This is a genomic window from Micromonospora fulviviridis (assembly GCF_014648395.1).
Taxonomy (GTDB): Bacteria; Actinomycetota; Actinomycetes; order Mycobacteriales; family Micromonosporaceae; genus Micromonospora; species Micromonospora fulviviridis.
The window spans coordinates 178,845-201,734 of sequence record NZ_BMRA01000012.1 but is presented as its reverse complement, the minus strand read 5'-3'; the positions used below and the strand labels follow the sequence as shown (position 1 = coordinate 201,734).

The 22,890-nt window shown below is 72.6% G+C and carries 19 protein-coding genes, 1 tRNA gene and 1 other RNA gene; 13 read left to right on the top strand and 8 right to left on the bottom strand.

All coding sequences use genetic code 11. The annotated features are described in order from the left end of the window. Positions 1-32: 32 nt before the first annotated feature. On the bottom strand, positions 33-776 hold the full coding sequence (locus IEY96_RS27640; RefSeq protein ID WP_189197728.1) for an SDR family NAD(P)-dependent oxidoreductase: 744 nt from the start codon (positions 774-776) through the stop codon (positions 33-35). 271 nt (positions 777-1,047) lie between these two features. Here IEY96_RS27640 and IEY96_RS27635 point away from each other — a divergent pair, with 271 nt between their 5' ends. Then, the gene (locus tag IEY96_RS27635) at positions 1,048-2,301 is read left to right on the top strand and encodes a WD40 repeat domain-containing protein (protein ID WP_189197727.1); all 1,254 of its coding nucleotides are present in this window, start codon (positions 1,048-1,050) and stop codon (positions 2,299-2,301) included. A gap of 73 nt (positions 2,302-2,374) precedes the next feature. Here the strand turns inward: IEY96_RS27635 and IEY96_RS27630 are convergent. After that, a tRNA-Ser gene (locus IEY96_RS27630) sits at positions 2,375-2,459 on the bottom strand. Between the two features lie 82 nt (positions 2,460-2,541). Here IEY96_RS27630 and ffs point away from each other — a divergent pair. The 9 genes from ffs (at position 2,542) to IEY96_RS27585 (ending at position 12,875) form a co-directional block, all read left to right on the top strand. After that, an RNA gene (gene ffs, locus IEY96_RS27625) (signal recognition particle sRNA small type) lies at positions 2,542-2,632 on the top strand. Positions 2,633-2,739: 107 nt separating this feature from the next. Then, a complete protein-coding gene (locus IEY96_RS27620) occupies positions 2,740-5,571 on the top strand; it encodes a DNA polymerase III subunit gamma and tau (protein ID WP_189197726.1) in 2,832 nt (943 codons plus the stop codon). Positions 5,572-5,678: 107 nt separating this feature from the next. Then, complete coding sequence (locus tag IEY96_RS27615) at positions 5,679-5,987, top strand: YbaB/EbfC family nucleoid-associated protein (protein WP_229791943.1); 309 nt, start codon at positions 5,679-5,681, stop codon at positions 5,985-5,987. Positions 5,988-5,995: 8 nt separating this feature from the next. Beyond that, entirely contained in the window at positions 5,996-6,589 is a 594-nt protein-coding gene (gene recR / locus IEY96_RS27610; RefSeq protein ID WP_151462313.1) for a recombination mediator RecR, read from the top strand. 334 nt (positions 6,590-6,923) lie between these two features. After that, positions 6,924-8,594, top strand: coding sequence for an ABC transporter substrate-binding protein (locus IEY96_RS27605; protein WP_189197724.1), 1,671 nt, complete (start codon positions 6,924-6,926; stop codon positions 8,592-8,594). Between the two features lie 103 nt (positions 8,595-8,697). After that, on the top strand, positions 8,698-9,705 hold the full coding sequence (locus IEY96_RS27600; protein WP_189197723.1) for an ABC transporter permease: 1,008 nt from the start codon (positions 8,698-8,700) through the stop codon (positions 9,703-9,705). Then, positions 9,702-10,742 carry an ABC transporter permease gene (locus IEY96_RS27595; RefSeq protein WP_189197722.1) on the top strand — a complete coding sequence of 347 codons (1,041 nt, stop codon included), beginning with the start codon at positions 9,702-9,704 and terminating at the stop codon, positions 10,740-10,742. The genes IEY96_RS27600 and IEY96_RS27595 overlap by 4 nt, the downstream gene beginning before the upstream one ends. A gap of 43 nt (positions 10,743-10,785) precedes the next feature. Next, positions 10,786-11,772, top strand: a complete 987-nt coding sequence (locus IEY96_RS27590; protein WP_189197721.1) for an ABC transporter ATP-binding protein — start codon at positions 10,786-10,788, stop codon at positions 11,770-11,772. Then, positions 11,769-12,875, top strand: coding sequence for an ABC transporter ATP-binding protein (locus IEY96_RS27585; protein ID WP_189197720.1), 1,107 nt, complete (start codon positions 11,769-11,771; stop codon positions 12,873-12,875). Before IEY96_RS27590 ends, IEY96_RS27585 begins: the two co-directional genes overlap by 4 nt. Positions 12,876-12,935: 60 nt before the next feature. On the opposite strand, the gene IEY96_RS27580 is transcribed toward IEY96_RS27585, so the two are convergent. Next, positions 12,936-13,415, bottom strand: a complete 480-nt coding sequence (locus tag IEY96_RS27580) for a hypothetical protein (protein ID WP_189197719.1) — start codon at positions 13,413-13,415, stop codon at positions 12,936-12,938. Next, positions 13,397-14,023, bottom strand: a complete 627-nt coding sequence (locus IEY96_RS27575) for an HNH endonuclease family protein (protein ID WP_229791938.1) — start codon at positions 14,021-14,023, stop codon at positions 13,397-13,399. Before IEY96_RS27575 ends, IEY96_RS27580 begins: the two co-directional genes overlap by 19 nt. Positions 14,024-14,162: 139 nt before the next feature. Here IEY96_RS27575 and IEY96_RS27570 point away from each other — a divergent pair, with 139 nt between their 5' ends. Beyond that, the gene (locus IEY96_RS27570) at positions 14,163-15,641 is read left to right on the top strand and encodes an MFS transporter (RefSeq protein WP_189197717.1); all 1,479 of its coding nucleotides are present in this window, start codon (positions 14,163-14,165) and stop codon (positions 15,639-15,641) included. Here the strand turns inward: IEY96_RS27570 and leuA are convergent. Together leuA and IEY96_RS27560 are read right to left on the bottom strand one after the other, a co-directional pair. Next, a complete protein-coding gene (gene leuA, locus IEY96_RS27565) occupies positions 15,622-17,373 on the bottom strand; it encodes a 2-isopropylmalate synthase (protein ID WP_189197716.1) in 1,752 nt (583 codons plus the stop codon). The two genes, IEY96_RS27570 and leuA, sit on opposite strands and share 20 nt — an antisense overlap. A gap of 238 nt (positions 17,374-17,611) precedes the next feature. Further along, a complete protein-coding gene (locus IEY96_RS27560) occupies positions 17,612-18,901 on the bottom strand; it encodes an MFS transporter (RefSeq protein ID WP_189197715.1) in 1,290 nt (429 codons plus the stop codon). A 78-nt stretch (positions 18,902-18,979) separates the two neighbouring features. Here IEY96_RS27560 and IEY96_RS27555 point away from each other — a divergent pair, with 78 nt between their 5' ends. Continuing rightward, a complete protein-coding gene (locus IEY96_RS27555; RefSeq protein ID WP_189197714.1) occupies positions 18,980-19,966 on the top strand; it encodes an ArsR/SmtB family transcription factor in 987 nt (328 codons plus the stop codon). A gap of 16 nt (positions 19,967-19,982) precedes the next feature. Here the strand turns inward: IEY96_RS27555 and IEY96_RS27550 are convergent, their stop codons facing one another. After that, a complete protein-coding gene (locus IEY96_RS27550; protein ID WP_189197713.1) occupies positions 19,983-20,513 on the bottom strand; it encodes a nitroreductase family protein in 531 nt (176 codons plus the stop codon). Between the two features lie 86 nt (positions 20,514-20,599). After that, positions 20,600-21,382 carry a hypothetical protein gene (locus tag IEY96_RS27545; protein ID WP_229791937.1) on the bottom strand — a complete coding sequence of 261 codons (783 nt, stop codon included), beginning with the start codon at positions 21,380-21,382 and terminating at the stop codon, positions 20,600-20,602. A 240-nt stretch (positions 21,383-21,622) separates the two neighbouring features. Between IEY96_RS27545 and IEY96_RS27540 the strand changes: the two genes are divergently transcribed. Further along, on the top strand, positions 21,623-22,888 hold the full coding sequence (locus IEY96_RS27540; RefSeq protein ID WP_189197712.1) for an aspartate kinase: 1,266 nt from the start codon (positions 21,623-21,625) through the stop codon (positions 22,886-22,888). The last annotated feature ends 2 nt before the right edge of the window (positions 22,889-22,890 follow it).

Below are 22,890 nucleotides of genomic sequence, written 5' to 3'. Positions count from 1 at the left end.
CCCGGTGGAGCCGGCCCCTGCCGCGGCGCCGGTCAGCCGGTGAAGCCGCCGTCGGCGTTGATCGTCGCGCCGGTGACGTAGCCGCCGTCCGGCCCGGCCAGGAAGGCCACCACGGCGGCGATCTCGGCCGGCGCGGCGTAGCGACCCAGGGCGGTGAAGCCGCGGATGGCGTCCGCGTTCGGCCCGTCCGCCGGGTTCGCGTCGGTGTCGGTCGGCCCGGGATTGACCAGGTTCACGGTGATCCCCCGGCCGCCCAGCTCCCGGGCGAGGCCCCGGGTCAGGCCGAGCAGGGCCGTCTTGCTCATCGAGTAGAGGGCGAGGCCGGGGAACACGGCCCGCTCGGCCACGTTGCTGCCGATGTTCACGATCCGGCCGCCGTCGGTCAGGTGCCCGACCGCCGCCTGGGCGAACACGAACGGCGCCCGCACGTTGACCGCGATGGTCCGCTCGACCTCGTCCGTGCCCAGCTCCGTCACCGGGCCGGTCAGGAACACCCCGGCGTTGTTGACCAGCACGTCGAGCCGGCCGAACTCACCGGCGACCCGGTCGACCGCCGCGCGCGCCGCCGCCGGGTCGGCGCTGTCCGCCGGCACCGCCAGGGCGCGCCGGCCCACCGCCTTGATCTGCTCCACCAGCTCGGCCGCCCGGTCGGCGCGCCGCTCGTAGGTCAGTGCCACGTCGGCGCCCTCCTGCGCCAGCCGCAGTGCCACCGCCGCCCCGATACCCCGGCTGCCGCCGGTCACCAATGCCACTTTTCCGTCCAGAACTCCGGTCATGCCACCAGCCTGCTCGGCGGCGGGCGGGGAGTCTGGCGGCGATCAGACGCCGCGTTGGGGGAAACGGCGAAGGGCCGGCCCCCGGACGGACGGGTGTGGCTGAACCGGCCGACGGGAGCCGTGCCGCTGGTGTTTTGCGTAACATCCATGCACTTCGGAGCGCCTTCTGGTCGGCGGGCCAGGGTCCGATTCCGGCCCGCGTCGCGTATCGGATCACGAACGGGGAACGATGAGCCGAACAGCACACAGGGGCCGGCGCGCACGAGTCTGGATGGTGGGGGTGGGCGTTCTCGCCCTCCTGGCCGCCGGTGCGGGCACCGCCGTGGCGGGTGGCGACCGGCCCGCCGACGGCAGGACCGCCGCGCCGCAACTGGTCGCCGCCGGTGGCACCACCGCCAAGGCCGACAAGACGACCAGGTCTCCGCAGCCGGGACGGAAGCCGCGTCCCACCGCTTCGCCGACGTCCAGCCCGACCACCAGCCCGACGCCGACGCCGACCCCGACCGCCACCACCCCACCGCCGAGCACCGACGTGAACGTGCAGATCCCGATCCCGGGTTACGTCACCAACTTCCGGTTCGGCGACATCGTCGTGGACGAGGCGCGCAGCAGGGTCTACATCACGGGAGGCAAGGGCACCGACGGTCTGATCGTCACCGACCTGGCCGGCAACGTCCTGCGTACCCTTCCGGGCATCGCGCCGGGGGCCGCCGGGATGACGCTGAGCCCGGACGGCAGGAAGCTCTACATCGCCGCCGGCGACCAGGACTGGCTCCGGATCGTCGACCTGGACACCTGGGAACTGGACGGGCAGTTCGCCGGGAAGACCGACGGGACCATGACGTGCCCGAAGGACATGGCCTTCGCGGCCGGCCAGCTCTGGGTCTCCTGGGGGTGCGAGAACGAGCCCACGGCGGGCATCGGCCGGGTCGACCTCGCGACCGGGAAGTTCGACGTGTACGCCGTCGACGCCATCGACCAGCGGATCACCTCGGCGATGCTGCTGGCCACCTCGCCCGCTCAGCCCGACATGCTGATCGCCGGGGCGACGGGCACCAGCCCGGCCCTGCTGGTCCGCTTCGAGGCCACCGCGACGGGGCTGATCCAACGGGCGATCAGCCGGACCGACGGTGGCTCGGTCGCGCAGCTGGCCCTCACCCCGGACGGCACCGAGGTGATCGTCCCCTCGGGCGCGCCGTACTACCACCCGGTCCTGCGCACGTCCGACCTCGTCGAGGTGCACCGGTACCCGACCGTGCCGTATCCGAATGCCGTGGCGATCCGGCCCGACGGCCTCGTCGTCGCAGGCACCGACTCGTCGTACGACAAGGACGTCTGGGTGTTCGAGTCGGGTGCCACCACGCCGACCGCCACGTACGAGTTCGGGCACCTGCCGAACCAGGAGACGTGGGCGCACAACCTGGTCAACGGCGGGCTGGCCGTGTCCGGCAACAAGATCTACGCGGTCACCGACCAGTTGGCCGAGCCGGAGATGGTGACCCTGCGGATCCGTACCCTGCCGTGACTGTGCCCTGAGTGACAGCGGAAGGGCCGGTCCCTGATGGGGCCGGCCCTTCCGTTTGTCCTGCTCAAGAGAGCGGAGGATACGAGATTCGAACTCGTGAGGGTGTTAACCCAACACGCTTTCCAAGCGTGCGCCCTAGGCCTCTAGGCGAATCCTCCGCGAGCCAGGATACAGGTCCCCGACGGCCGGGACACCCCACCACCCCCTGAAGATCCACCCCGGGTCGGGTAGGCTTGGCGGCACCCCCCGTGCGGCGTGCATCTCGTGAACCTCCCCAGGGCCGGAAGGCAGCAAGGATAAGCGGGCTCTGACGGGTGCACGGGGGGCCTTTCTGTCTCCGGGTGCCGGTAACGTCCCTGCGGGTCAGGTCACGGGGTGGTGGGTGGTCACCCGCGGCCGACCGGCGCAGAATGGCTCGGTCGAGAGGAGGCGGGACGGGTGGCACTGGCCCTTTACCGCAAGTACCGGCCCCGTACGTTCGCCGAGGTCATCGGCCAGGAGCACGTCACCGAGCCGCTGTCGCAGGCGTTGCGCAGCGGGCGGTTGAACCACGCCTACCTCTTCTCCGGCCCCCGGGGCTGCGGCAAGACCTCCAGCGCCCGGATCCTGGCCCGCTCGCTCAACTGCGAGCAGGGGCCCACCCCCGAGCCGTGCGGGCAGTGTGAGTCGTGCCGCTCGCTGGCCACCGACGGCGCCGGGTCGATCGACGTCATCGAGATCGACGCGGCCAGCCACGGTGGCGTCGACGACGCCCGTGAGCTGCGCGAGAAGGCGTTCTTCGCGCCGGCCCGCAGCCGCTTCAAGATCTACGTCATCGACGAGGCGCACATGGTCTCGTCGGCCGGCTTCAACGCCCTGCTCAAGCTGGTCGAGGAGCCCCCGGAGTACGTCAAGTTCATCTTCGCCACCACCGAGCCGGAGAAGGTCCTCGGCACGATCAAGTCGCGGACGCACCACTACCCGTTCCGCCTGATCCCGCCGAAGGTGCTCCGGCCCTACCTGGAGCAGCTGACCGAGGCCGAGGGGGTCAAGGTCGAGCCCGCGGTGTTCCCGCTGGTGGTGCGCGCCGGTGGCGGCAGCGCCCGGGACAGCCTCTCCGTGCTCGACCAGCTCATCGCTGGCGCCGGCGCGGAGGGGGTCAGCTACGCCCGGGCCGCCGCGCTGCTCGGCGTCACCGATTCCGCGCTGATCGACGAGATGTGCGACGCGCTCGCGGCCGGGGACGGCGCGGCCGCGTACGCCACCGTCGACCGGGTCGCCGAGGCCGGGCACGACCCGCGCCGGTTCGCCTCCGACCTGCTGGAGCGGCTGCGCGACCTGATCGTCCTGCAGCAGGTGCCGGACGCCGCCGCCAAGGGCCTGATCGACGGCCCCGCCGACCAGATCGAGCGGATGACGGCCCAGGCCCAGCAGCTCGGTCCGGCCACCCTCTCCCGCTGCGCCGACATCGTGCACAACGGCCTGGTCGAGATGCGCGGCACCACCGCGCCCCGGCTGCTGCTGGAGCTGATCTGCGCCCGGATGCTGCTGCCCGGCCTGGACGACTCGGCCGGCGGCCTGCTCCAGCGCCTGGAGCGGATGGAGCGCCGGCTGACGCTGGGTGGCACCGAGCCGCCGTCGGCCGCCGCCGGCTCCGCGCCGGTCGCTCCCGCCCCGGAGGTACGCCCGGCCACTCCCGCCCCGACGGCGGCTGCCGCCGCGCCCGACCCGGAGACCGCCGGCACGCCGGCGGGTGCCGGCACCCCGACCGGGGCGGCCGCCGCCCGCGCCGCCGCTGCCGCGGCGGCCGGTACCCGCTCGGTGCCGGCCCGCCCCGCCGACCCGGCCGCGACCGGCCCCGCCCAGCCCGGTCCGGGCGCCCGCCCCGGCTCGGCCCAGCCGGCCCCGGGCGGCTCCCCGACCGACCGGATGCCCGCAGGCCCTTCGGCCGACGGTCCGGCGTCCGGCGCTCCCGCCCGGCGTCCGGTGCCGGCCTCGGCGGTGCTGCCCGATCCGGCGACCCCCGAGCCGCCGCGCCCCGGCGCGGCCCCGGCCGGCGCGCTGGACGCCGTCGCGGTGCGCCGCGTCTGGCCGGAGGTGGTCGGCAAGGTCAACCGGAGCAACAAGCGGATCGCGGCGCTGATGCGCGACGCGGTGGTCCGCGACCTGGACGGCGACACGCTGGTGCTGACCGTGAAGTCGACGGTGCTGGCGAAGATGATGGCCGACCACGCGGCCGTGCTCACCGATGCGCTCTACGAGGAGCTGGGCGGCCGCTGGCAGATCCGGTGCGAGGTGGCCGGCGAGCGGGGCGCGGCCTCGCTCGGCGGTCCGTCCCGCCCCTCCGGTTCGTCCCGTCCGACGTCCTCCGATCCGGCCCCGGCGAGCCCGGCGTCCGAAGCGGTCCCGGCCCGTCCGCCGTCCGGACCGGCCGGCGCGGACGCCGCACCGGCTCGTCCGGCAGGGGGCCCGGCCCGCCCGGCCGATCCGTCCGACGCGCCGGGGAACCACGCCGGTGGCTCGGCCGGGAGCCGGCCCGGGAACGCCGCCGGCCTGTCCGGCTCCCCGGCGAGCGATGCCGGGGGCCGGCCCGGGAACGCCGCTGGCCCGTCCGGTGGAGACGCCCGCGCGTCGGAGCCGTCCGGTGGTCCGGCCCGGCGGCCGGCCGGTCCCGCTGCGGGGACGGCTGGCGGCGGGGACGACGACGAGGAGGACTGGCCGGAGCCGGCCCGACCGGGTGGCGCCGGGGAGCCGGCGGGTGCCGGGGCCAGCCCCACGGCCGCCGCCGGCGGGGACGACTGGCCCGAGGCCGCCCGTCCGGGCGGGGCGGCAGGCGTGACCACGCCCGCCGCGCCGGCCGCCGTCTCGACGACGGTCGCGGCACCGGCCGTACCGAAGCCGGCCGGACCACCGGTCGTGGCGCCGTCACCGGCGGCCGGTGGCACGCCGAAGAACAGCGCGATCGCGGCGGCCCGCGCGGCCGCCGCGGCGGCCGCCGCCGGTGGCGGGCCGAGCAAGGGCCCGCGGGCGGCGCAGGCGACCCGGAAGACCGCGGACGCCGACTGGGCCGGGGAGCCGCCCTACGACCCGGACTACGACGGGCCGGTCGGCGGCCGGTCGGCGGTGGCGGCCCCGGCGGCGCCCGCGTACGAGGGCTTCGATCCGGGCGACGAGCCGCTCGACGACGTGATCGACGAGCGGACCGCCCGGCAGTCCAGCGAGGAGCAGGCCGTGCAGCTGCTGCGCGAGGCGTTCGGGGCCGAGAAGATCAACGAGGTCGACGCGCGCTGAGCGCGCGTCGACCGCCGAGGAGCAGTGCCGCCGCCCGACTAGGCTGGGCGCGGCCGATCAGACGAGTGCGAGAAGGAGCCATCGTGCGCCCAGGTGGACAGCCGAACATGCAGCAGATGCTGAAGCAGGCGCAGAAGATGCAGCAGCAGATCGCCAAGGCCCAGGCCGAGCTGGCCGAGACCGAGCTGACCGGCACCGCCGGTGGGGGCCTGGTCACCGCCACCGTCGCCGGCACCGGTGAGCTGAAGTCGATCAAGATCGACCCGAAGGCGGTCGACCCGGAGGACGTGGAGACGCTGGAGGACCTGGTCGTCGCCGCCGTGCACAACGCCGCCGAGGCGGCCCGGGAGCTGACCGAGAAGAAGATGGGCCCGGTCGCGGGCGGGATGGGCGGCCTCGGCCTGCCCGGGTTCTGAGCCGGCAGATGTACGAGGGTGCCATCCAGGACCTGATCGACGAGCTGGGCCGGCTGCCGGGCGTGGGCCCGAAGAGCGCACAGCGGATCGCGTTCCACGTCCTCTCGGCGGATCCCGCCGACGTGAACCGGTTGGCCGGCGCGCTGCGCAAGGTCAAGGAGCTGGTGCGCTTCTGCACCACCTGCTACAACGTGGCCGAGTCGGAGCAGTGCCGGATCTGCCGCGACCCGCGGCGTACGGACGAGGTGCTCTGCGTGGTCGAGGAGCCGAAGGACGTCGTGGCGATCGAGCGGACCGGTGAGTTCCGCGGTCGCTACCACGTGCTCGGCGGCGCGATCAACCCGCTGGAGGGCATCGGCCCGGACAACCTGCGGATCCGGGAGCTGATGACCCGGCTGGGCGGCGGCGCGGTCCGTGAGCTGATCCTCGCCACCGACCCGAACACCGAGGGTGAGGCGACCGCGACCTATCTGGCGCTGATGGTGAAGCCGATGGGCATCGCGGTGACCCGGCTGGCCAGCGGCCTGCCGGTCGGCGGCGACCTGGAGTACGCCGACGAGATCACGCTGGGCCGCGCGTTCGAGGGCCGCCGAGCGGTCTGATCGCGGCGACGACCATGCCGGCCGGTCCCGTTCGAGGGGCCGGCCGGCGTCGTTCGCCCATCCGGAATGTGGGACGAGTGTGATTCGCCACCGGCTCACCGCCCGATCGGCGACTGACCTGTTTCGCCCCGATTCATCCGATCCCACTATCTGCTCCCGGCTGTGACAGTCCTGTTTGTCGGGAGATCCGCCGCTGTCAGACCCGGCCACTTGGTGTCGGCTTGGTAGCGATTGCCTAACGGGCGTTCCGCATTCTGTGTGTCGTGTCATAGCCTCCCGCACACGGACTGAGTCACAGCTCGGCGTGGACACATGCGCATGACAGAGGTGAGAGATGCAGGCGAGCAGGCTTAAAGCGGCCGTGGCCCTCGCGGCCGCCGCCGCTCTGGCGGTCGGGGCGTCCGGCTGCGCGAAGAGCGAGCGCGACGACGACAGCGGTGGGGCCAAGACCGGCGGCACCTTCGTCTTCGCGGGCGCCGGTAACCCGAAGAACTTCGACCCGATCTTCAACGACGACGGTGAGTCCTTCCGGCCGATCCGGCAGATGTACGACACCCTCGTGCAGAACAAGCCCGGCACGGCCGACCTGCAGGGTGCCCTGGCGGAGAGCTGGGAGCACGACCCGGAGGGCAAGGTCTGGACCTTCAAGCTGCGCAAGAACGTGAAGTTCCACGACGGCACCCCGTTCAACGCCGCCGCGGTCTGCTTCAACTTCGACCGCTGGTTCAACATGAAGGGCGCCGCCGCCCAGTCGCAGATGATCTACTACTCGGACGTCTTCGGTGGCTTCGCCAAGAACGAGGCCGAGGGTGTCGGCGAGCCGGTCTACAACAAGTGCGAGGCGAAGGACGACGGCACCGCCGTCGTCACGATGAACCGGTACAAGGGTGCCTTCCCGGGCGCCTTCGCGCTGACCGCGCTCTCGATCGCCAGCCCCGAGGCGCTGAAGAAGTACGACGCCGACACGGTGAAGCAGAACGGCGACTCCTTCGAGTACAGCGCGTTCGCCAACGAGCACCCGGTGGGCACCGGCCCCTTCACCTTCGGTGGTTGGGACAAGGCCAAGGGTGAGATCACCCTGAACCGGAACCCCGACTACTGGGGCGAGAAGGCCAAGGTCGACAAGCTCGTCATCAAGGTCATCGAGGACGAGAACACCCGCAAGCAGGAGCTGCGGGCGGGCACCGTCCAGGGCATCGACTTCCCGGCCCCGGCCGACCGGAAGGCGCTCTCGGGCGAGGGCTTCCAGGTCCTCGACCGCCCGGCGTTCAACATCCTCTACCTCGGCTTCAACCAGAAGAACCCGAAGCTGAAGGACCTGCGGGTGCGCCAGGCGATCGCCTACGCCCTCAACCGCCAGCAGCTCGTCCAGACCAAGGGCCCGGGTGGCACCAAGGTCGCCGACGAGTTCATGCCGGACACCGTGCTCGGCTACGCGCAGGACGTGCAGAAGTACGACTACAACGTCGACAAGGCCAAGCAGCTGCTCAAGGAGGCGGGCGCCGAGAACCTGACGCTCAACTTCTACTACCCGACCGACGTCTCCCGGCCGTACATGCCGAACCCGCAGGAGATCTTCACCGTCCTGGCCAACGACCTGCAGGCCGTCGGCATCAAGGTCAACGGTGTGGCCCGCCCGTGGAACGGTGGCTACAAGGACGACGTGCAGCAGTTCGGCAAGCACGACCTGCACATTCTCGGCTGGACCGGTGACTACAACGACCCGGGCAACTTCGTCGGCACCTTCTTCGGCCGCGCCAAGGTCGAGTTCGGCGACCAGGCGATGACCGAGATGTTCGACGCCATCACCAAGGCCGACGCCACGGTCGACGAGGCCGGCAAGAAGGCCGCGTGGGAGCAGGTCAACCGCGACATCGCCGCCAAGTGGCTGCCGGCCGTGCCGGTCTGGCACGCCCCGCCGGCCATCGTGGTCACCAAGGACGTCAAGGGTCTGGTCGCCAGCCCCCTGACCGACGAGCGGTTCAACACCGTCAGCGTCGGCTGAAGCGCTACTGACCGCTGACGCCGTACGCGGAATCGGCCCGGGCCGGGCTCTCTCTCCCGGCCCGGGCCGACCCGCTGTTTACCGAGAATCTGGTGTGTGAGAGATGTTGCGAGTCATAGTCCGCCGCCTGCTGCAGCTGGTGGTGACCCTGATAGGGCTGTCCGCGCTGGTCTTCGTCTGGCTGCGGAATCTCCCCGGCGGCCCGATCGAGGCGCTGCTCGGTGAGCGGGCCACGCCGGAGCGGCGCGCCCTGCTGGTCAAGGCCCTCGGCTACGACCAGCCGATCCTGGTGCAGTACGCCAAGTTCATGCAGCGGCTGCTGACCGGCGACTTCGGCAACTCGATCCGGAGCGGTGACCCGGTCACCGAGGTGATCGGCCGCGCCTTCCCGGCCACCATCGAGCTGGCCGCTGCCGCCATGATCATCGCCATCGGGCTCGGCGTGCCGCTCGGCTACCTCGCCGCCCGGCACCGCGGCCGGCTGCTCGACAACCTGAGCATCGCCGGCACCCTGCTCGGCATCTCGATCCCGATCTTCTTCCTGGGCTACCTGCTCAAGGACGTATTCACCCAGAACATGCACTGGTTCCCGCCCTCGGGCCGGATCAGCACCGGGGTGGACAACACCGACGTGACCGGGTTCTTCGTCCTCGACGGGCTGCTCACCCGGGAGTTCGACGCCGCCGGCGACGCGCTGTGGCACCTGATCCTGCCGGCGCTCACCCTGGCCACCATCCCGCTCGCGGTGATCGTCCGGATCACCCGGGCCAGCGTGCTCGACGTGCTCAACGAGGACTTCGTCCGCACCGCCGAGGCGAAGGGCCTGCGGCACAAGACCATCCGGGGCCGTCACATCCTGCGCAACGCCCTGCTGCCGGTGGTCACCACCATCGGCCTGCAGACCGGCGCGCTGCTCTCCGGCGCGGTGCTCACCGAGCGGGTGTACAACTGGGGCGGCCTCGGCACCCTGATCTACAACTCGATCAGCGGCGGCCGCGACTACCCGGTGCTCCAGGCGCTGATCCTGCTGGCCGCGTTGGTCTTCGTGGTCGTCAACCTCCTGGTCGACCTCTCCTACGCCTTCATCGACCCGAGGGTGCGTGTGCGATGAGTGATCCGATCACCCGGCCCGTCGTGGGCACCCCGCGCGAGAGCGTGGACCCCGCCGCCGTCGAGGAGAAGCGCGAGGGCACCCTGCCGCGCGGCCTCGACCGGCTCGGCGAGCGCAAGCGCGCCCGGCTGGAGCAGCTCGCCCAGGCCACCGCCGACAAGGGCGGCGTGAGCCTGGTCCGGGACGCGTTCCGTCGGCTGCGGCGCAACCCGACGGCGATCGTCGGCGCGTCCATCGTGGCGCTGTTCATCCTGGTCGCGATCTTCGCGCCGCTGCTCGCGCCGCACGACCCCGCGCAGCGCTTCGACGAGCTGACGAAGAACCTCACCGTCGACAACATCCCCGGTGCCAGCAGCGAGTTCCCGCTCGGCTCCGACCCGCTCGGCCGGGACTTCCTGTCCCGCATGATCCACGGCAGCCGGCAGACCCTCTTCGTCGGCGTGCTCGCCACGCTGATCGGTTTGGCCCTCGGCGTGCTGATCGGCGCGATCGCCGGCGCCTTCGGCGGTTGGGTCGACAACATCCTGATGCGCTTCACCGACGTGATGCTGGCCCTGCCGGCCCTGCTGCTGGCCATCAGCCTGGTGGCCATGGCCAGCCGGTCGAGCCAGTGGACGGTCATCCTGGCGGTGGCCATCGTCAACGTGCCGATCTTCGCCCGGCTGCTACGCGGTTCGATGCTCGCCCAACGGGAGAGCGACCACGTGCTGGCCGCCCGGGCGCTCGGCGTCAAGCAGGGGTCGATCGTGCTCCGGCACATGCTGCCCAACGCCATGACCGCCGTGATCGTGCAGGCCACGCTGACCCTCTCCACCGCGATCCTGGAGGCGGCCTCGCTGTCCTTCCTCGGTCTCGGTGACCCCGACATCAACCGCGCCGAGTGGGGCCTGATGCTCGGTGTGGACGGTCAGCGCTACTTCGAGGTCCGCCCGGAGCTGGCCTACTACCCGGCCGTCGCGATCATCGTGGTCGCGCTGGGCTTCACCCTGCTGGGTGAGGGCATGCGCGAGGCGATCGACCCGAAGAGCCGGCGGTGACGGCGATGCGGACCAAGGACCTGCACGATGAGGAAGTGACCCGATGAGCCTGCTCGACGTACGCGATCTGAGCGTGGTGTTCCAGCGTCGCGGTGAGCGGCCGTTCACCGCGGTCGACAAGGTCAGCTTCAGCGTGGAGCCGGGGCAGACCGTGGGCCTGGTCGGCGAGTCCGGCTGCGGCAAGAGCGTGACCAGCCTGGCGATCATGGGCCTGCTGCCCCGGCGGGGCAACAAGGTCACCGGCGAGGTCAACTTCGACGGCGCCGACCTGCTGAAGCTGCGCCCGGACGACATGCGGGACCGGCGCGGCCGGGACATCGGCATGATCTTCCAGGACCCGCTCTCCTCGCTGAACCCGGTCGTGCCGATCGGCACACAGGTGGCCGAGGTGCTGGAGCGGCACCGCGGGATGGACCGCAAGGCGGCCATGAAGGAGTCCCGGGAACTGCTCGACGCGGTCGGCATCCCCGACCCGATGCGGCGGCTCAAGGAGTACCCGCACCAGATCTCCGGCGGCATGCGGCAGCGCGCGCTGATCGCCATCGCGCTGGCCTGCAAGCCACGGTTGCTGATCGCGGACGAGCCGACCACCGCGCTGGACGTGACCATCCAGGCGCAGATCCTCACCCTGCTCAAGCAGCTCGTCGACGAGACCGGCACCGCGCTCATCATGATCACGCACGACCTGGGCGTGGTGGCCGGCCTCTGCGACACGGTCAACGTGCTCTACGGCGGCAAGGTGGTCGAGCGGGCCGCCCGCCACGAGCTCTTCGCCCGGCCGCGGCACCCGTACACGCACGGGCTGTTGAGCTCGGTGCCGCGGCTGGACTCGCCCCGGGGCGAGCGGCTGCACGCCATCCGCGGCTCGGTGGCCGACAACATCCCGTGGGTCGAGGGGTGCGCGTTCGCCCCCCGCTGCGACAACGTGGTGGACGCCTGCCTGGAGGGCACGCCCCCGCTCGACCCCACCGCGACCGGCGGCGACCTGCGCTGCAACAACCCCGTTTCCGAGGAGGTGGCGGTGCCGTGACCGAGTCGACCGAGCGGACCGGACCACTTGTCGAACTGCGCGACGTCAAGGTCCACTTCCCGATCAAGAGCGGTGTGCTCTTCGACCGCACCGTCGGCTACGTCTACGCCGTCGACGGCGTCTCGCTCTCCATCAACAAGGGCGAGACGTATGGGCTGGTGGGCGAGTCGGGGTGTGGCAAGTCCACCCTCGGCCGGGGCCTGCTGCGGCTGGTCGAGCCGACCGACGGCGAGATCGTCTTCGACGGCACCGACATCCGCGCACTCAAGGGCGAGTCGATGCGCCGGATGCGTCGCCGCATCCAGATGATCTTCCAGGACCCGCTGTCCAGTCTCGACCCCCGCCAGTCGGTGGAGTCACTGCTGGTCGAAGGGCTCAAGGCGCACGGCCTGGCCAAGGACAAGGCGGCCACCGACAAGCGGCTCCGGGAGGCGCTCGCCGCGGTCGGCCTGCCCGCCTCGGCGCTGAGCAAGTACCCGCACGAGTTCTCCGGCGGGCAGCGGCAGCGCATCGGCATCGCCCGGGCGCTGGTGCTCGACCCGGACCTGATCGTCGCCGACGAGCCGGTCTCCGCGCTGGACGTGTCCATCCAGGCCCAGGTGATCAACCTGCTGGAGGAACTGCAGAACGAGCACGGCCTGACGTACCTGATCATCGCCCACGACCTGGCGGTGGTCCGGCACATCGCCGACACGGTCGGGGTGATGTACCTCGGCGGACTGGTCGAGGAGGCGTCCAGCGACGACCTCTACCGGGAGCCCATGCACCCGTACACCAAGGCGCTCATGTCGGCGGTGCCGGTGCCGGACCCGCAGGTGGAGGACCGCCGGGAGCGGATCCTGCTCGCCGGCGACCTGCCCTCGCCGACTAATCCGCCGGCCGGCTGCCGGTTCCACACCCGCTGCCCGTGGGCCCAGCCGACCCGCTGTGCCGAGGAGCGGCCGGCGCTGCGCGAGGTGCTCGGCGGGCACCGCGTGGCCTGCCACTACGCCGAGGACATCGCGGCCGGCCGGATCCGGCCGCACGAGGTGGAGCCGGAACTGGTCCGGCCGGACGACGGCGCGGCGCCCGGCGACACCGGGGAGCTGATCCCGACCCCGTGACGTGACGACGCGAGGCCCCTTCCCCGGCGCGGGAAAGGGGCCTCGTCGCGTTCGGAGCGGTCAGCCCTCGGGACGGTTGAGCAGGGCCACCGCGACGGTGTGTACGGCGTCCAGCGCGGCCGGGTCGGCCAGCGGCACCCGGCCGCCGGTCACCGCGTACCACTCGTCGGCGTCCTTGTACTGCACCCGCAGTGTGACCTGGCCGTCGGCGTACTCGGTGCGCAGCGTCAGGTCGCCGGTCACCACGCCGGCCTCGTCGGTCATCACCCCGCCCGCGCCGGCGGTGATGTCGCTGGTCCGCTCCTGCGGCCCGGGTGCCGGCGGGGCGCCGGCGGGCGCGGGCGGGGTGGCGTCGGCGGACATCCCGGCCCCGGAGACGTCGGCGGGGGCGGCCGGCGTGCCGTCCGCCGTCATCCCGGCCGAGGTCGGGCCGGGCGCGGTCGCACCGCCGGCCGCCGCCGCGGCGTCCTCGCCGGTGGCGTCCGGCGTCCTCTCCGGCGCCGGTGTGTCGCCGGCACCGGTCACGGCTTGTTCGCCCATGTGCAGCCCTCCAACATGTCGGTGAGAGCGGCCTTCTCGGCACTGGTCACCGTCAGCCGCCAGTAGTGCTTGACCGTCACCCAGTCCGCGGCGTACTGGCACCAGAACGAGCGGTTCGCCGGCTTCCACTGGGACGGGTCCTGGTCACCCTTTGCCCGGTTGGAGCGGAGGGAAACCGCCATCAGCTGCGGCCGGGTCAGGTCGTTGGCGAAGTCGCCGCGCTTCGCGTCGTCCCACTCGTCGGCGCCGGAGCGCCAGGCGTTGGCCAGCGGCACCATGTGGTCGATGTCCACGTCGGCCGGATCGGTCAGCGCCTGCCCGTCGTACGGGCTCTCCCAGCGGCCACCGACCACGTTGCAGCCGGAGAGCTTGATGCCCTCCCCGTCCCGTTGCAGCACGGTGTCCCGCACGTCGCAGTTCTTGCCGGTGTCCCGCCAGTGCGGGAAGCGGGTCCGGCTGTAGCCCTTCATCGACCCGGCGGCGGCGACGGTCAGCTCACCGAGCTGCTGGTTGACGTTGCCGGCGCTGCTGGGTGGCGTGTCCGGCTCGTCGACCGGCACGCAGCCGGCCACGCCGAGGGCGAGCACCGCGGTGAGCGCGACGGCCATCCCGGCACGGGCTCCTGATCTCGTACGCACAGACGACACCTCTCCAGCTTGCGTGCTCCGGGCGAGTCCGCACAGTACCCGGCGACGGTTTCCGTGATTCGTGGCGTCGGAAGTGGAGCGCCGGGCAGAGTGGTTACCCATGACCGCACCCGCCCCCGCGCTGCGTATCGGCTCCACGGCCGGACGCGGCACGCTGCTCGCCGCGATCCTCGCCTCGGGCATGGTCTTCCTGGACAGCACCGTGGTCAACGTGGCGCTGCCCCGGCTCGGCGCCGAGCTGGGCGCCACCGTGGCGGGTCTGCAATGGACCGTCAACGGCTACCTGTTGATGCTGGCCGCCTTCGTGCTGCTCGGCGGCGCGCTCGGCGACCGGTTCGGGCGGCGGCGGGTCTTCCTGGTCGGGGTGGTGTGGTTCGCCGTGGCGTCGGTGCTCTGCGGGCTGGCCCAGGGCACCGGCTGGCTGATCGCGGCCCGGTTCCTCCAGGGCGCCGGCGGGGCGCTGCTCACCCCCGGCTCGCTCTCCGTGCTCCAGGCCAGCTTCGACCCGGACGACCGGGCCAGGGCGATCGGCACCTGGTCGGGGCTCTCCGGGGTGTCCACCGCGCTCGGCCCGCTCCTCGGTGGCTGGCTGATCGACACGCTCTCCTGGCGGTGGATCTTCTTCGTGAACCTGCCGCTGGCCGTCGGGGTGGTGCTCGCCGCGCTGCGCTGGGTGCCGGAGAGCCGGGACGAGGCCGCCTCGCGTACCGGGGCGGGCCGGCGGTTCGACGTGGCCGGCGCGCTGCTCGGCGCGCTGGGCCTCGGCGGCGTCACGTACGCCCTCATCGACGCCCCGGCGCGCGGCGCCGGCTCCCCGACGGTGCTGGTCGCGGCGCTGCTCGGGGTGCTCGGCGCGGTGGTCTTCGTGCTGGTCGAGCGGCGCCGCGGCGACGCCGCCATGCTGCCCACCGGGCTGTTCGGCAGCCGGCTCTTCTCGGTGCTGAACATCTTCACCGTGGTGGTGTACGCGGCCCTCGGCGGGTTCACCTTCTTCCTCGCCGTCTACCTGCAGAACGTGGTCGGCTGGTCGGCCCTGCTCACCGGCCTGGCCACCGTGCCGATGACGCTGCTGCTGCTTGTCGGCTCGGCCCGTGCCGGGGCGCTCGCCGCCCGGATCGGCCCCCGGCTGCCGCTCACCGTCGGCCCGGTGGTCGCCGCGGCCGGACTGCTGCTGCTGCGCCGGGTCGGCCCCGGGGCGTCGTACTGGGTGGACGTGCTGCCCGGGGTGGTCCTGTTCGGGGCGGGGCTCACCCTGGTGGTCGCCCCGCTGACCGCGTCCGTGCTGGCTGCGGTGGCGGACCGGTTCGCCGGGGTGGCGAGCGGCTTCAACAACGCCGCCTCCCGGGCGGGCGGCCTGCTCGCGGTGGCGGCGCTGCCGCTGCTGGTCGGCCTCTCCGGCACCGGGTACGAGCAGAAGACCGCGCTGGCCGACGCGTTCCGCGGGGCGATGCTCTGGTGCGCCGGCCTGCTGCTGGCCGGGGCGGTGCTGGCCGCCCTGCTGATCCACCGCCCCCGGCGGGAAGGGCCCCCGTCGGCGGAGGGCCCTTCCCGGAGCGGGATCAGGCGCGGGCGCGGTTGACCGCGCTGGTGACCGCCTTGATCGAGGCGGTCACGATGTTGGCGTCCACCCCGACGCCCCAGGCGGTCCGGCCGTCGACCTCGCACTCCACGTACGCGGCGGCCTGCGCGTCCCCGCCGGAGGAGAGCGCGTGCTCGTGGTAGTCGAGCACCCGTACGCCCACGCCCACCGACTGGAGCGCGTTGACGTACGCGTCGATCGGGCCGTTGCCGACCGCGGTGAGGGGGCGGACCTCGCCGTCGTAGCCGACGCGGGCCTCGATCTCGACCTTGCCCTCGGCGGTGCCGATGGCGTAGCCGGCCAGCGTGACCGCGGGGTCGACCTGGTGGTCGGCCAGGTAGTTGCGGGCGAAGATCTCCCACATGGTGCCCGGCTCGACCTCGCCGCCGTCGTGGTCGGTGACCTGCTGGACCACGCCGGAGAACTCGATCTGGAGGCGGCGCGGCAGGTCGAGCTGGTGCTCGGACTTCATGATGTACGCGACGCCGCCCTTGCCGGACTGCGAGTTGACCCGGATGACCGCCTCGTAGGTGCGGCCCAGGTCCTTCGGGTCGATCGGCAGGTAGGGCACGGCCCAGGTGAACTCGTCGACGGGCATCCCGGCCGCCGCCGCGTCGGCGTGCAGCGCGTCGAAGCCCTTCTTGATGGCGTCCTGGTGGGAGCCGGAGAAGGCGGTGTAGACCAGGTCGCCCGCGTACGGGTGGCGCTCGTGCACCGGCAGCTGGTTGCAGTATTCGACCGCGCGCTTGATTTCGTCGATGTTCGAGAAGTCGATCATCGGGTCGATGCCCTGGGAGAACAGGTTCAGCCCCAGGGTCACCAGGTCGACGTTGCCGGTGCGCTCGCCGTTGCCGAACAGGCAGCCCTCGATGCGGTCGGCGCCGGCCAGCAGGCCCAGCTCGGCGGCGGCCACCCCGGTGCCCCGGTCGTTGTGCGGGTGCAGGCTGAGCACCAGGCTGTCCCGCCGGGGCAGGTGCCGGTGCATCCACTCGATCGAGTCGGCGTAGACGTTCGGCATGGCCATCTCGACGGTGGCCGGCAGGTTGACGATCAGCTTCCGGTCCGGGGTGGGGTCGACCACGTCGATGACCTTGGAGCAGACCTCCAGCGCGTACTCCAGCTCGGTGCCCGTGTACGACTCCGGCGAGTACTCGTAGTGGATGTCGGTGTCCGGGGTGTGGATCTCCGCGTACTTCTGGCAGAGCCGGGCGCCGGTGGTGGCGATGTCGGTGATGCCGTCCCGGTCCAGGCCGAAGACCACCCGGCGCTGGAGCGTCGAGGTCGAGTTGTAGAAGTGCACGATGGCCCGGCGGGCGCCGCGCAGCGACTCGAAGGTCCGGTCGATCAGGTGCTCCCGGCACTGGGTCAGCACCTGGATGGTGACGTCCTCCGGGATGAGGTCCTGCTCGATCAGCTGGCGGACGAAGTCGTAGTCGGTCTGGCTGGCCGAGGGGAAGCCGACCTCGATCTCCTTGTAGCCCATCTGCACCAGCAGCTGGAACATCCGGCGCTTTCGCTCCGGGGACATCGGGTCGATCAGGGCCTGGTTGCCGTCGCGGAGGTCAACGGCGCACCAGCGGGGCGCGGTCTCGACGCGGCGGGTGGGCCAGGCGCGGTCCGGCAGGTCGAACCGGAACTGCTGGTGGTAGGGCAGGTAACGCTGGAACGGCATCCGGCTGGGGCGCTGCCGGGCGATCGGATCGGTCTCAGCGTCGGTGACAGGTTGAGCCATCTCGGAGTGCTCCCTGGGAACATGTGGCGTCAGCAGATCGGAAGGTGTCGGCGGAGTGCCGGGCGACGGTGCGCGGCGGTGCCGAGAAGAAGTTCGGATGTGCTGGACGGCGCGGTTCAACTCCGCGACGAGGTGCCGGCCGGTCAGGCCTCGTCGCGGCAGCCAAGGAGAAGGTACGCCCGCCACATGACAAGGTCACCCTACGTGGTGAGACCGGTGGTGGGAAGCCAGGTCCGGACTATGGGACCGGCGTCACGGCCTCGTCCGGCGTCACGGCCTCGTCCGGCGTCGCGGCGCCCAACCGCGGCGTCTGCCCGGCCCAGGCCACCACGGGTACGATCGCCAGCCCGATCAGCGCGAAGATCGCCGCGGTCGGGAACCAGCCCCAGCCACCGGTGGTGACCCCCAGCGCGGTCAGCCCCGCCGGGGCGATCAGGTACTGCACCTGCGTACCGAGCCGGAACGCCCCCACGTACGCGCCGCGCTGGGCGGCCGGCGGCAGGGTGGCGGTGAGCCCCCAGCTGCCGGCCGACTCGACCAGCTCGGCGACGATCAGCAGCGTCGCGGCGGCCACCAGCACCACCATGGTGAGCGCGCCCCGGGTCACCCCGGAGATCGGCAGGACCAGGCAGAACAGGGCGATCAGCAGCGCGCCCCGGCGGGACGCCCGGGCCGCGCCGGGCGCGGTGTCGGCGCCCCGGCTGGCGCGTACCTGGAGCAGCACGATCAGCACCGTGTTGAGCAGCACCAGCCCGGCGATCACCGTCTTCGGGGCGTCGGTGTGGGTGAGGATCCAGAGCGGCATCACGGTCAGGTAGAGCGTCTGGTGCGCGGTGAGCAGACCGGAGAGCAGGGCCACCGCCATGAACGGCCGGTCCCGCAGCACGGCGAGCCGGCTCATCGGCTCGGCCGGCCGGGCCACCTGCGGCAGCCGGGGCAGCCGCCGCACGAACAGCGACGTCACCAGGAACACCGCCGCGATGAACCAGACCATCCCCCGGTAGGCCGTGATCGTGTCCACGGCCAGCACCAGGCCGCTGATCACCGCGCCCAGCCCGAATCCGACGTTCAGCGACGAGCGCTGGTACGCCATCGCGGTGACCCGTTCGGCCGGGGGGAGCGCGTTGATCGAGTAGACCTGCCGGGCCACCCCGGTCGCGGCGTCCACGGCGGCCAGCGCCACCACCACGGCGAGGAACCCGGCGAAGCCGCCCACGAAGGGGTAGCTGGCGAAGAGCGCCGCCTCCAGCACCAGCCCGAGCACCCAGACCCGCTGCGGTCCGTACCGGTCGGTGAGCCCGCCCAGCGGCACCGTGCCCAGCAGCGACACCCCGGCCGAGACGGACAGGCCCAGCCCCACCTGGGCGGCGCTGAGCCCGAGCGCCCGGGTGAAGAAGACCGCGCTGCCGGCCTGGAACAGGCCGCTGCCGACGGCGTAGACCATGGCCTGCACGGCCAGGGCGCGGGTCAGCCCGGCGGGCGGTACGACGTGCCGGACGGCGGTGCGGATGGTATCTCTGGCCCCCATGGCCGGTGTGAACCGTGCCCCCACGGCCCCGGTCGAGCCTTTTAGTCTGAGGCGAATCCTGCGTCCGGGGGTGCGCGCGTGTCCGAGTTGCGGTTCAGCCTGGCCGATGTCGCGGGAGTGCGGCTCGCCGTCTCGCCGGCCAACGAGACGGTGATGAGCATGTGGGCACTGGCCGATCCGGTCCGCTACGCCGTGCATCTGCCGTGGATCGACCGGGCCCGGCTGACGCTGCGCCGCCCGGAGGTGTTCGACCGGGTCCGCCCGCTGGTGGAGCTGACCCGTCCGCGCCGCTGGCTACCCGACTTCCTCACGCCGGCGGCCCGGCCGGGCGTGGAGATGACCGAGCAGCTCGACCAGATCGCGGCGACGCCGCCGCACGTGGTGGTCCAGGACCTGTTGGCGACGACCCCACGAGGGCCGCTGAGTCCGTTCGGGCAGGCGCTGCTCGCCGATCCCCGGGGGCTGCTGCCGCAGGTCGTCGACGCGCTGCGGGTCTGGTACGACGAGGCGATCGCCCCGGACTGGACGCGGATGCGGGCGCTGCTCGACGCCGACGTCGCCTATCGCGCGGCCCAGCTCGCCGAGGGCGGTGCCGGTCGGTTGTTCGCGCAGCTCCACCCGAGCCTGCGTTGGCTGGGCGACCGAGTGGTCAGCGACGACCCGTTCGAGCGGGACTTCGACCTCCGTGGGCGCGGGCTGGCACTGAACCCGAGCGTGTTCACCGACCGGCGGGTGTTGTGGAACCTGCTGGAGGACTCGCTGCCGGCCGGCGCGTACCCGGTCCGGGCGGTCGGGACGCTCTGGGAGCCGGTTCCCGCCACGCCCGGGGATCCGCTGGCCCGGGTGGTGGGCGCCGGCCGGGCCGCGCTGCTGCACCTGCTCTCCGCGCCGGCCACCACCACCGACCTGGCCCGGCGTACCGGGATGTCGGGCGGGAACGTGTCGCAGCACCTGGCCGCGCTGCACGCCGCCGGCCTGGTCTCCCGGTCCCGGGAGGGCCGGCACGTCCGCTACCGCAACACCGAGGCGGCGACGGTGCTGCTCCGGGCCAGCGGCGGCGGCTGAGCCCGGCCGGGGCGGATCAGGCCAGGAGCAGGTCGGCGAGCGGCCGGCGGCGACGCAGCCCGGTCTCCCGGTCCCGCAGGTCCTCCTGCAGGGCGAACGGGTCGCCGAGCCGGCCGATCGCGACCACGACGGTGGGCCGGATGCCGACCGGCAGGTCCAGTTCGGTGGCGAGGCCGGCCCGGTCGAAGCGGGTGAGCTGGTGCGCGTGCAGGCCGAGCGCGGTGGCCTGCACGGTCAGGTGGGCGACGGCCTGACCCAGGTCGTACGCGGCCCGCTCGGGGTCGCCGCCGGTGTGCGCGCCGAGCAGCAGCGCCGCGGCGTGCCGGGCCCAGCGCTGGTCGTCGTCGGGGAGGCTGACCAGCAGCCGCTTCCAGGTGTCGTCGTCCCGGTGCCCGAGTGCGAACCGCCACGGCTGGGCGTTGCCCGCCGAGGGAGCCCAGCGGGCGGCCTCCAGCAGCGAGGTGGCCTCGTCGCCGGTGAGCTCGGCGGTCGGGTCGAAGGCGCGCGGGCTCCAGCGGAAGGCGAGCAGCGGGGTGAGGTCGAGCATGCGGAGAAGTTTCCTTGATGGGTGTTTTGCACCCTCGACCGCCCCCGGCCAGATGTGGCCAAGAGCACCCGTAACGGACATCGGGGTCAGGGCGTTCCCGCGCTCGGGCTGTCGGTCGGCGACGCCGCCTCCCGGCTCACCGGCTCGCCCTCGGTGACCGGCCCGGCCAGCTGCACGGTGGCCGGCGCCGCGCCCGGCTCGCCGGCCAGCCGCAGGGTGCCGAAGGCCGCCCGGACCGCCGCCGGGGTGCCGTCCGGCCGGTAGCAGTAGATGCCCACGTCCAGCGGGGCGTTCAGCGAGGCCGAGGTCGACTCGACCGAGTAGCACTCGCCGCTCACCCCCGGCAGCGCGCCGGCCGGCGAGACCGCGAGCGGGGCACGCCGGTCGGTGAGCACCTCCAGCCAGTCGGTGAACGGGTGCTGCACCCGCGGGTCCAGCTTCCGGGGCACGGCGTCGTCGGCGTCGCCGAGGCGTACGCAGCCCGCCGGCTGCGCCCAGCCGGCCGAGGGCAGGGCGCACTGGAAGAGCCCGTCGGCGTTCGCGGCGAGCGAGACGTCCACGGCGCCGCCCTGCCCCCAACCGGGCACGTCCACCCGCCAGGTGCCGTCGTTCGCGCTGGTCACCGCGACCGTCCGGGCCGCGCCTCCGGCTGGCTCGAAGGTGTACGTGGCGGTGAGGTGCCGGTCCTGCGCGGCGGCGGCCAGCGCGGCCAGCTCGTCGCGGGCCGCGTCCACCTCGGCCGGGACCGGATCGGCGGTGCTGGTCGGGGCCGGGCTCGCCGGGTCGGCGGTGCAGGCGGCCAGGAGCGCCGGCAGGGTGAGCGCCAGGGCGCCGGTCAGCCGCCGGGCCGCGCGTCGGTGTGCGTGCACCGGGTCATTCTGCGGTGCCGGCCCGGGTGCGGGGAGCCCGCCGTACGGTGTTCCGGCCGGCGTGTCGCGCGGCCGGGTCGGCCCCGGTGAGCCGCCCCACGCCGGGCCGGATGGTGGGATCACCCGACCCGGCGCCGTGCGGCGCCCGATACCCTGGGGTGGTCTGACACGCGCCGCCGGACCGAAGAAACCGGCGGCGCCGGCACGCTCAGGGTCGTCGCTGGGAGGGAGTGCACCGTCGTGGCACTCGTGGTGCAGAAGTACGGCGGGTCCTCCGTCGCCAACGCCGAGCGGATCAAGCGGGTGGCCGAGCGCATCGTGGCCGCCCGAAAGGCCGGCGACGACGTGGTCGTGGTGGTCTCCGCCATGGGGGACACCACCGACGAGCTGCTCGACCTGGCCAACCAGGTCAGCCCGCTCCCGCCCGGCCGTGAGCTGGACATGCTGCTCACCGCCGGAGAGCGGATCTCCATGGCGCTGCTCGCCATGGCCATCCACAACCTGGGGTACGAGGCCCGCTCGTTCACCGGCTCGCAGGCCGGCGTGCTCACCACCTCGGTGCACGGCAGGGCCCGGATCATCGACGTCACCCCGGGTCGCCTCAAGGGCGCGCTCGACGAGGGCGCGGTGGTCATCGTGGCCGGCTTCCAGGGCGTCTCGCAGGACACCAAGGACGTCACCACGCTGGGCCGGGGCGGGTCGGACACCACCGCGGTGGCCCTCGCGGCCGCCCTCGACGCGGACGTCTGCGAGATCTACACCGACGTGGACGGGGTCTTCACCGCCGACCCGCGGATCGTGCCGAACGCCCGGCACATCAAGCACATCACCTACGAGGAGATGCTGGAGCTGGCCGCCTGCGGCGCCAAGGTGCTGCACCTGCGCAGCGTCGAGTACGCCCGGCGCGCGGGGTTGCCGATCCACGTCCGTTCGTCATACTCGACCAACACCGGCACGATGGTCACCGGATCGATGGAGGACCTTCCTGTGGAACAGGCACTGATCACCGGGGTCGCCCACGACCGCAGCGAGGCGAAGATCACCATCGTCGGGGTGCCCGACGAGCCGGGCGCCGCCGCGCGGATCTTCGACACCGTGGCCGGTGCCGAGATCAACATCGACATGATCGTGCAGAACGTGTCCACCGAGGGCACCGGCCGCACCGACATCTCGTTCACGCTGCCCAAGACCGACGGCCCGACCGCGATGGCCGCGCTCAGCAAGATCCAGGAGTCGGTCAAGTTCAAGGGCCTGCTCTACGACGACCACGTCGGCAAGGTCTCCCTGATCGGCGCCGGCATGCGCTCGCACCCGGGTGTCGCGGCCGGCTTCTTCGCCGCCCTCGGCGCGGCCGGCGTGAACATCGAAATGATCTCCACCTCGGAGATCCGGGTCTCCGTGGTCTGCCGGGACACCGACCTCGACAAGGCGGTCCGGGCCATCCACGACGCCTTCGACCTGGGTGGTGACACCGAAGCCGTCGTCTACGCCGGCACCGGGCGGTAGTG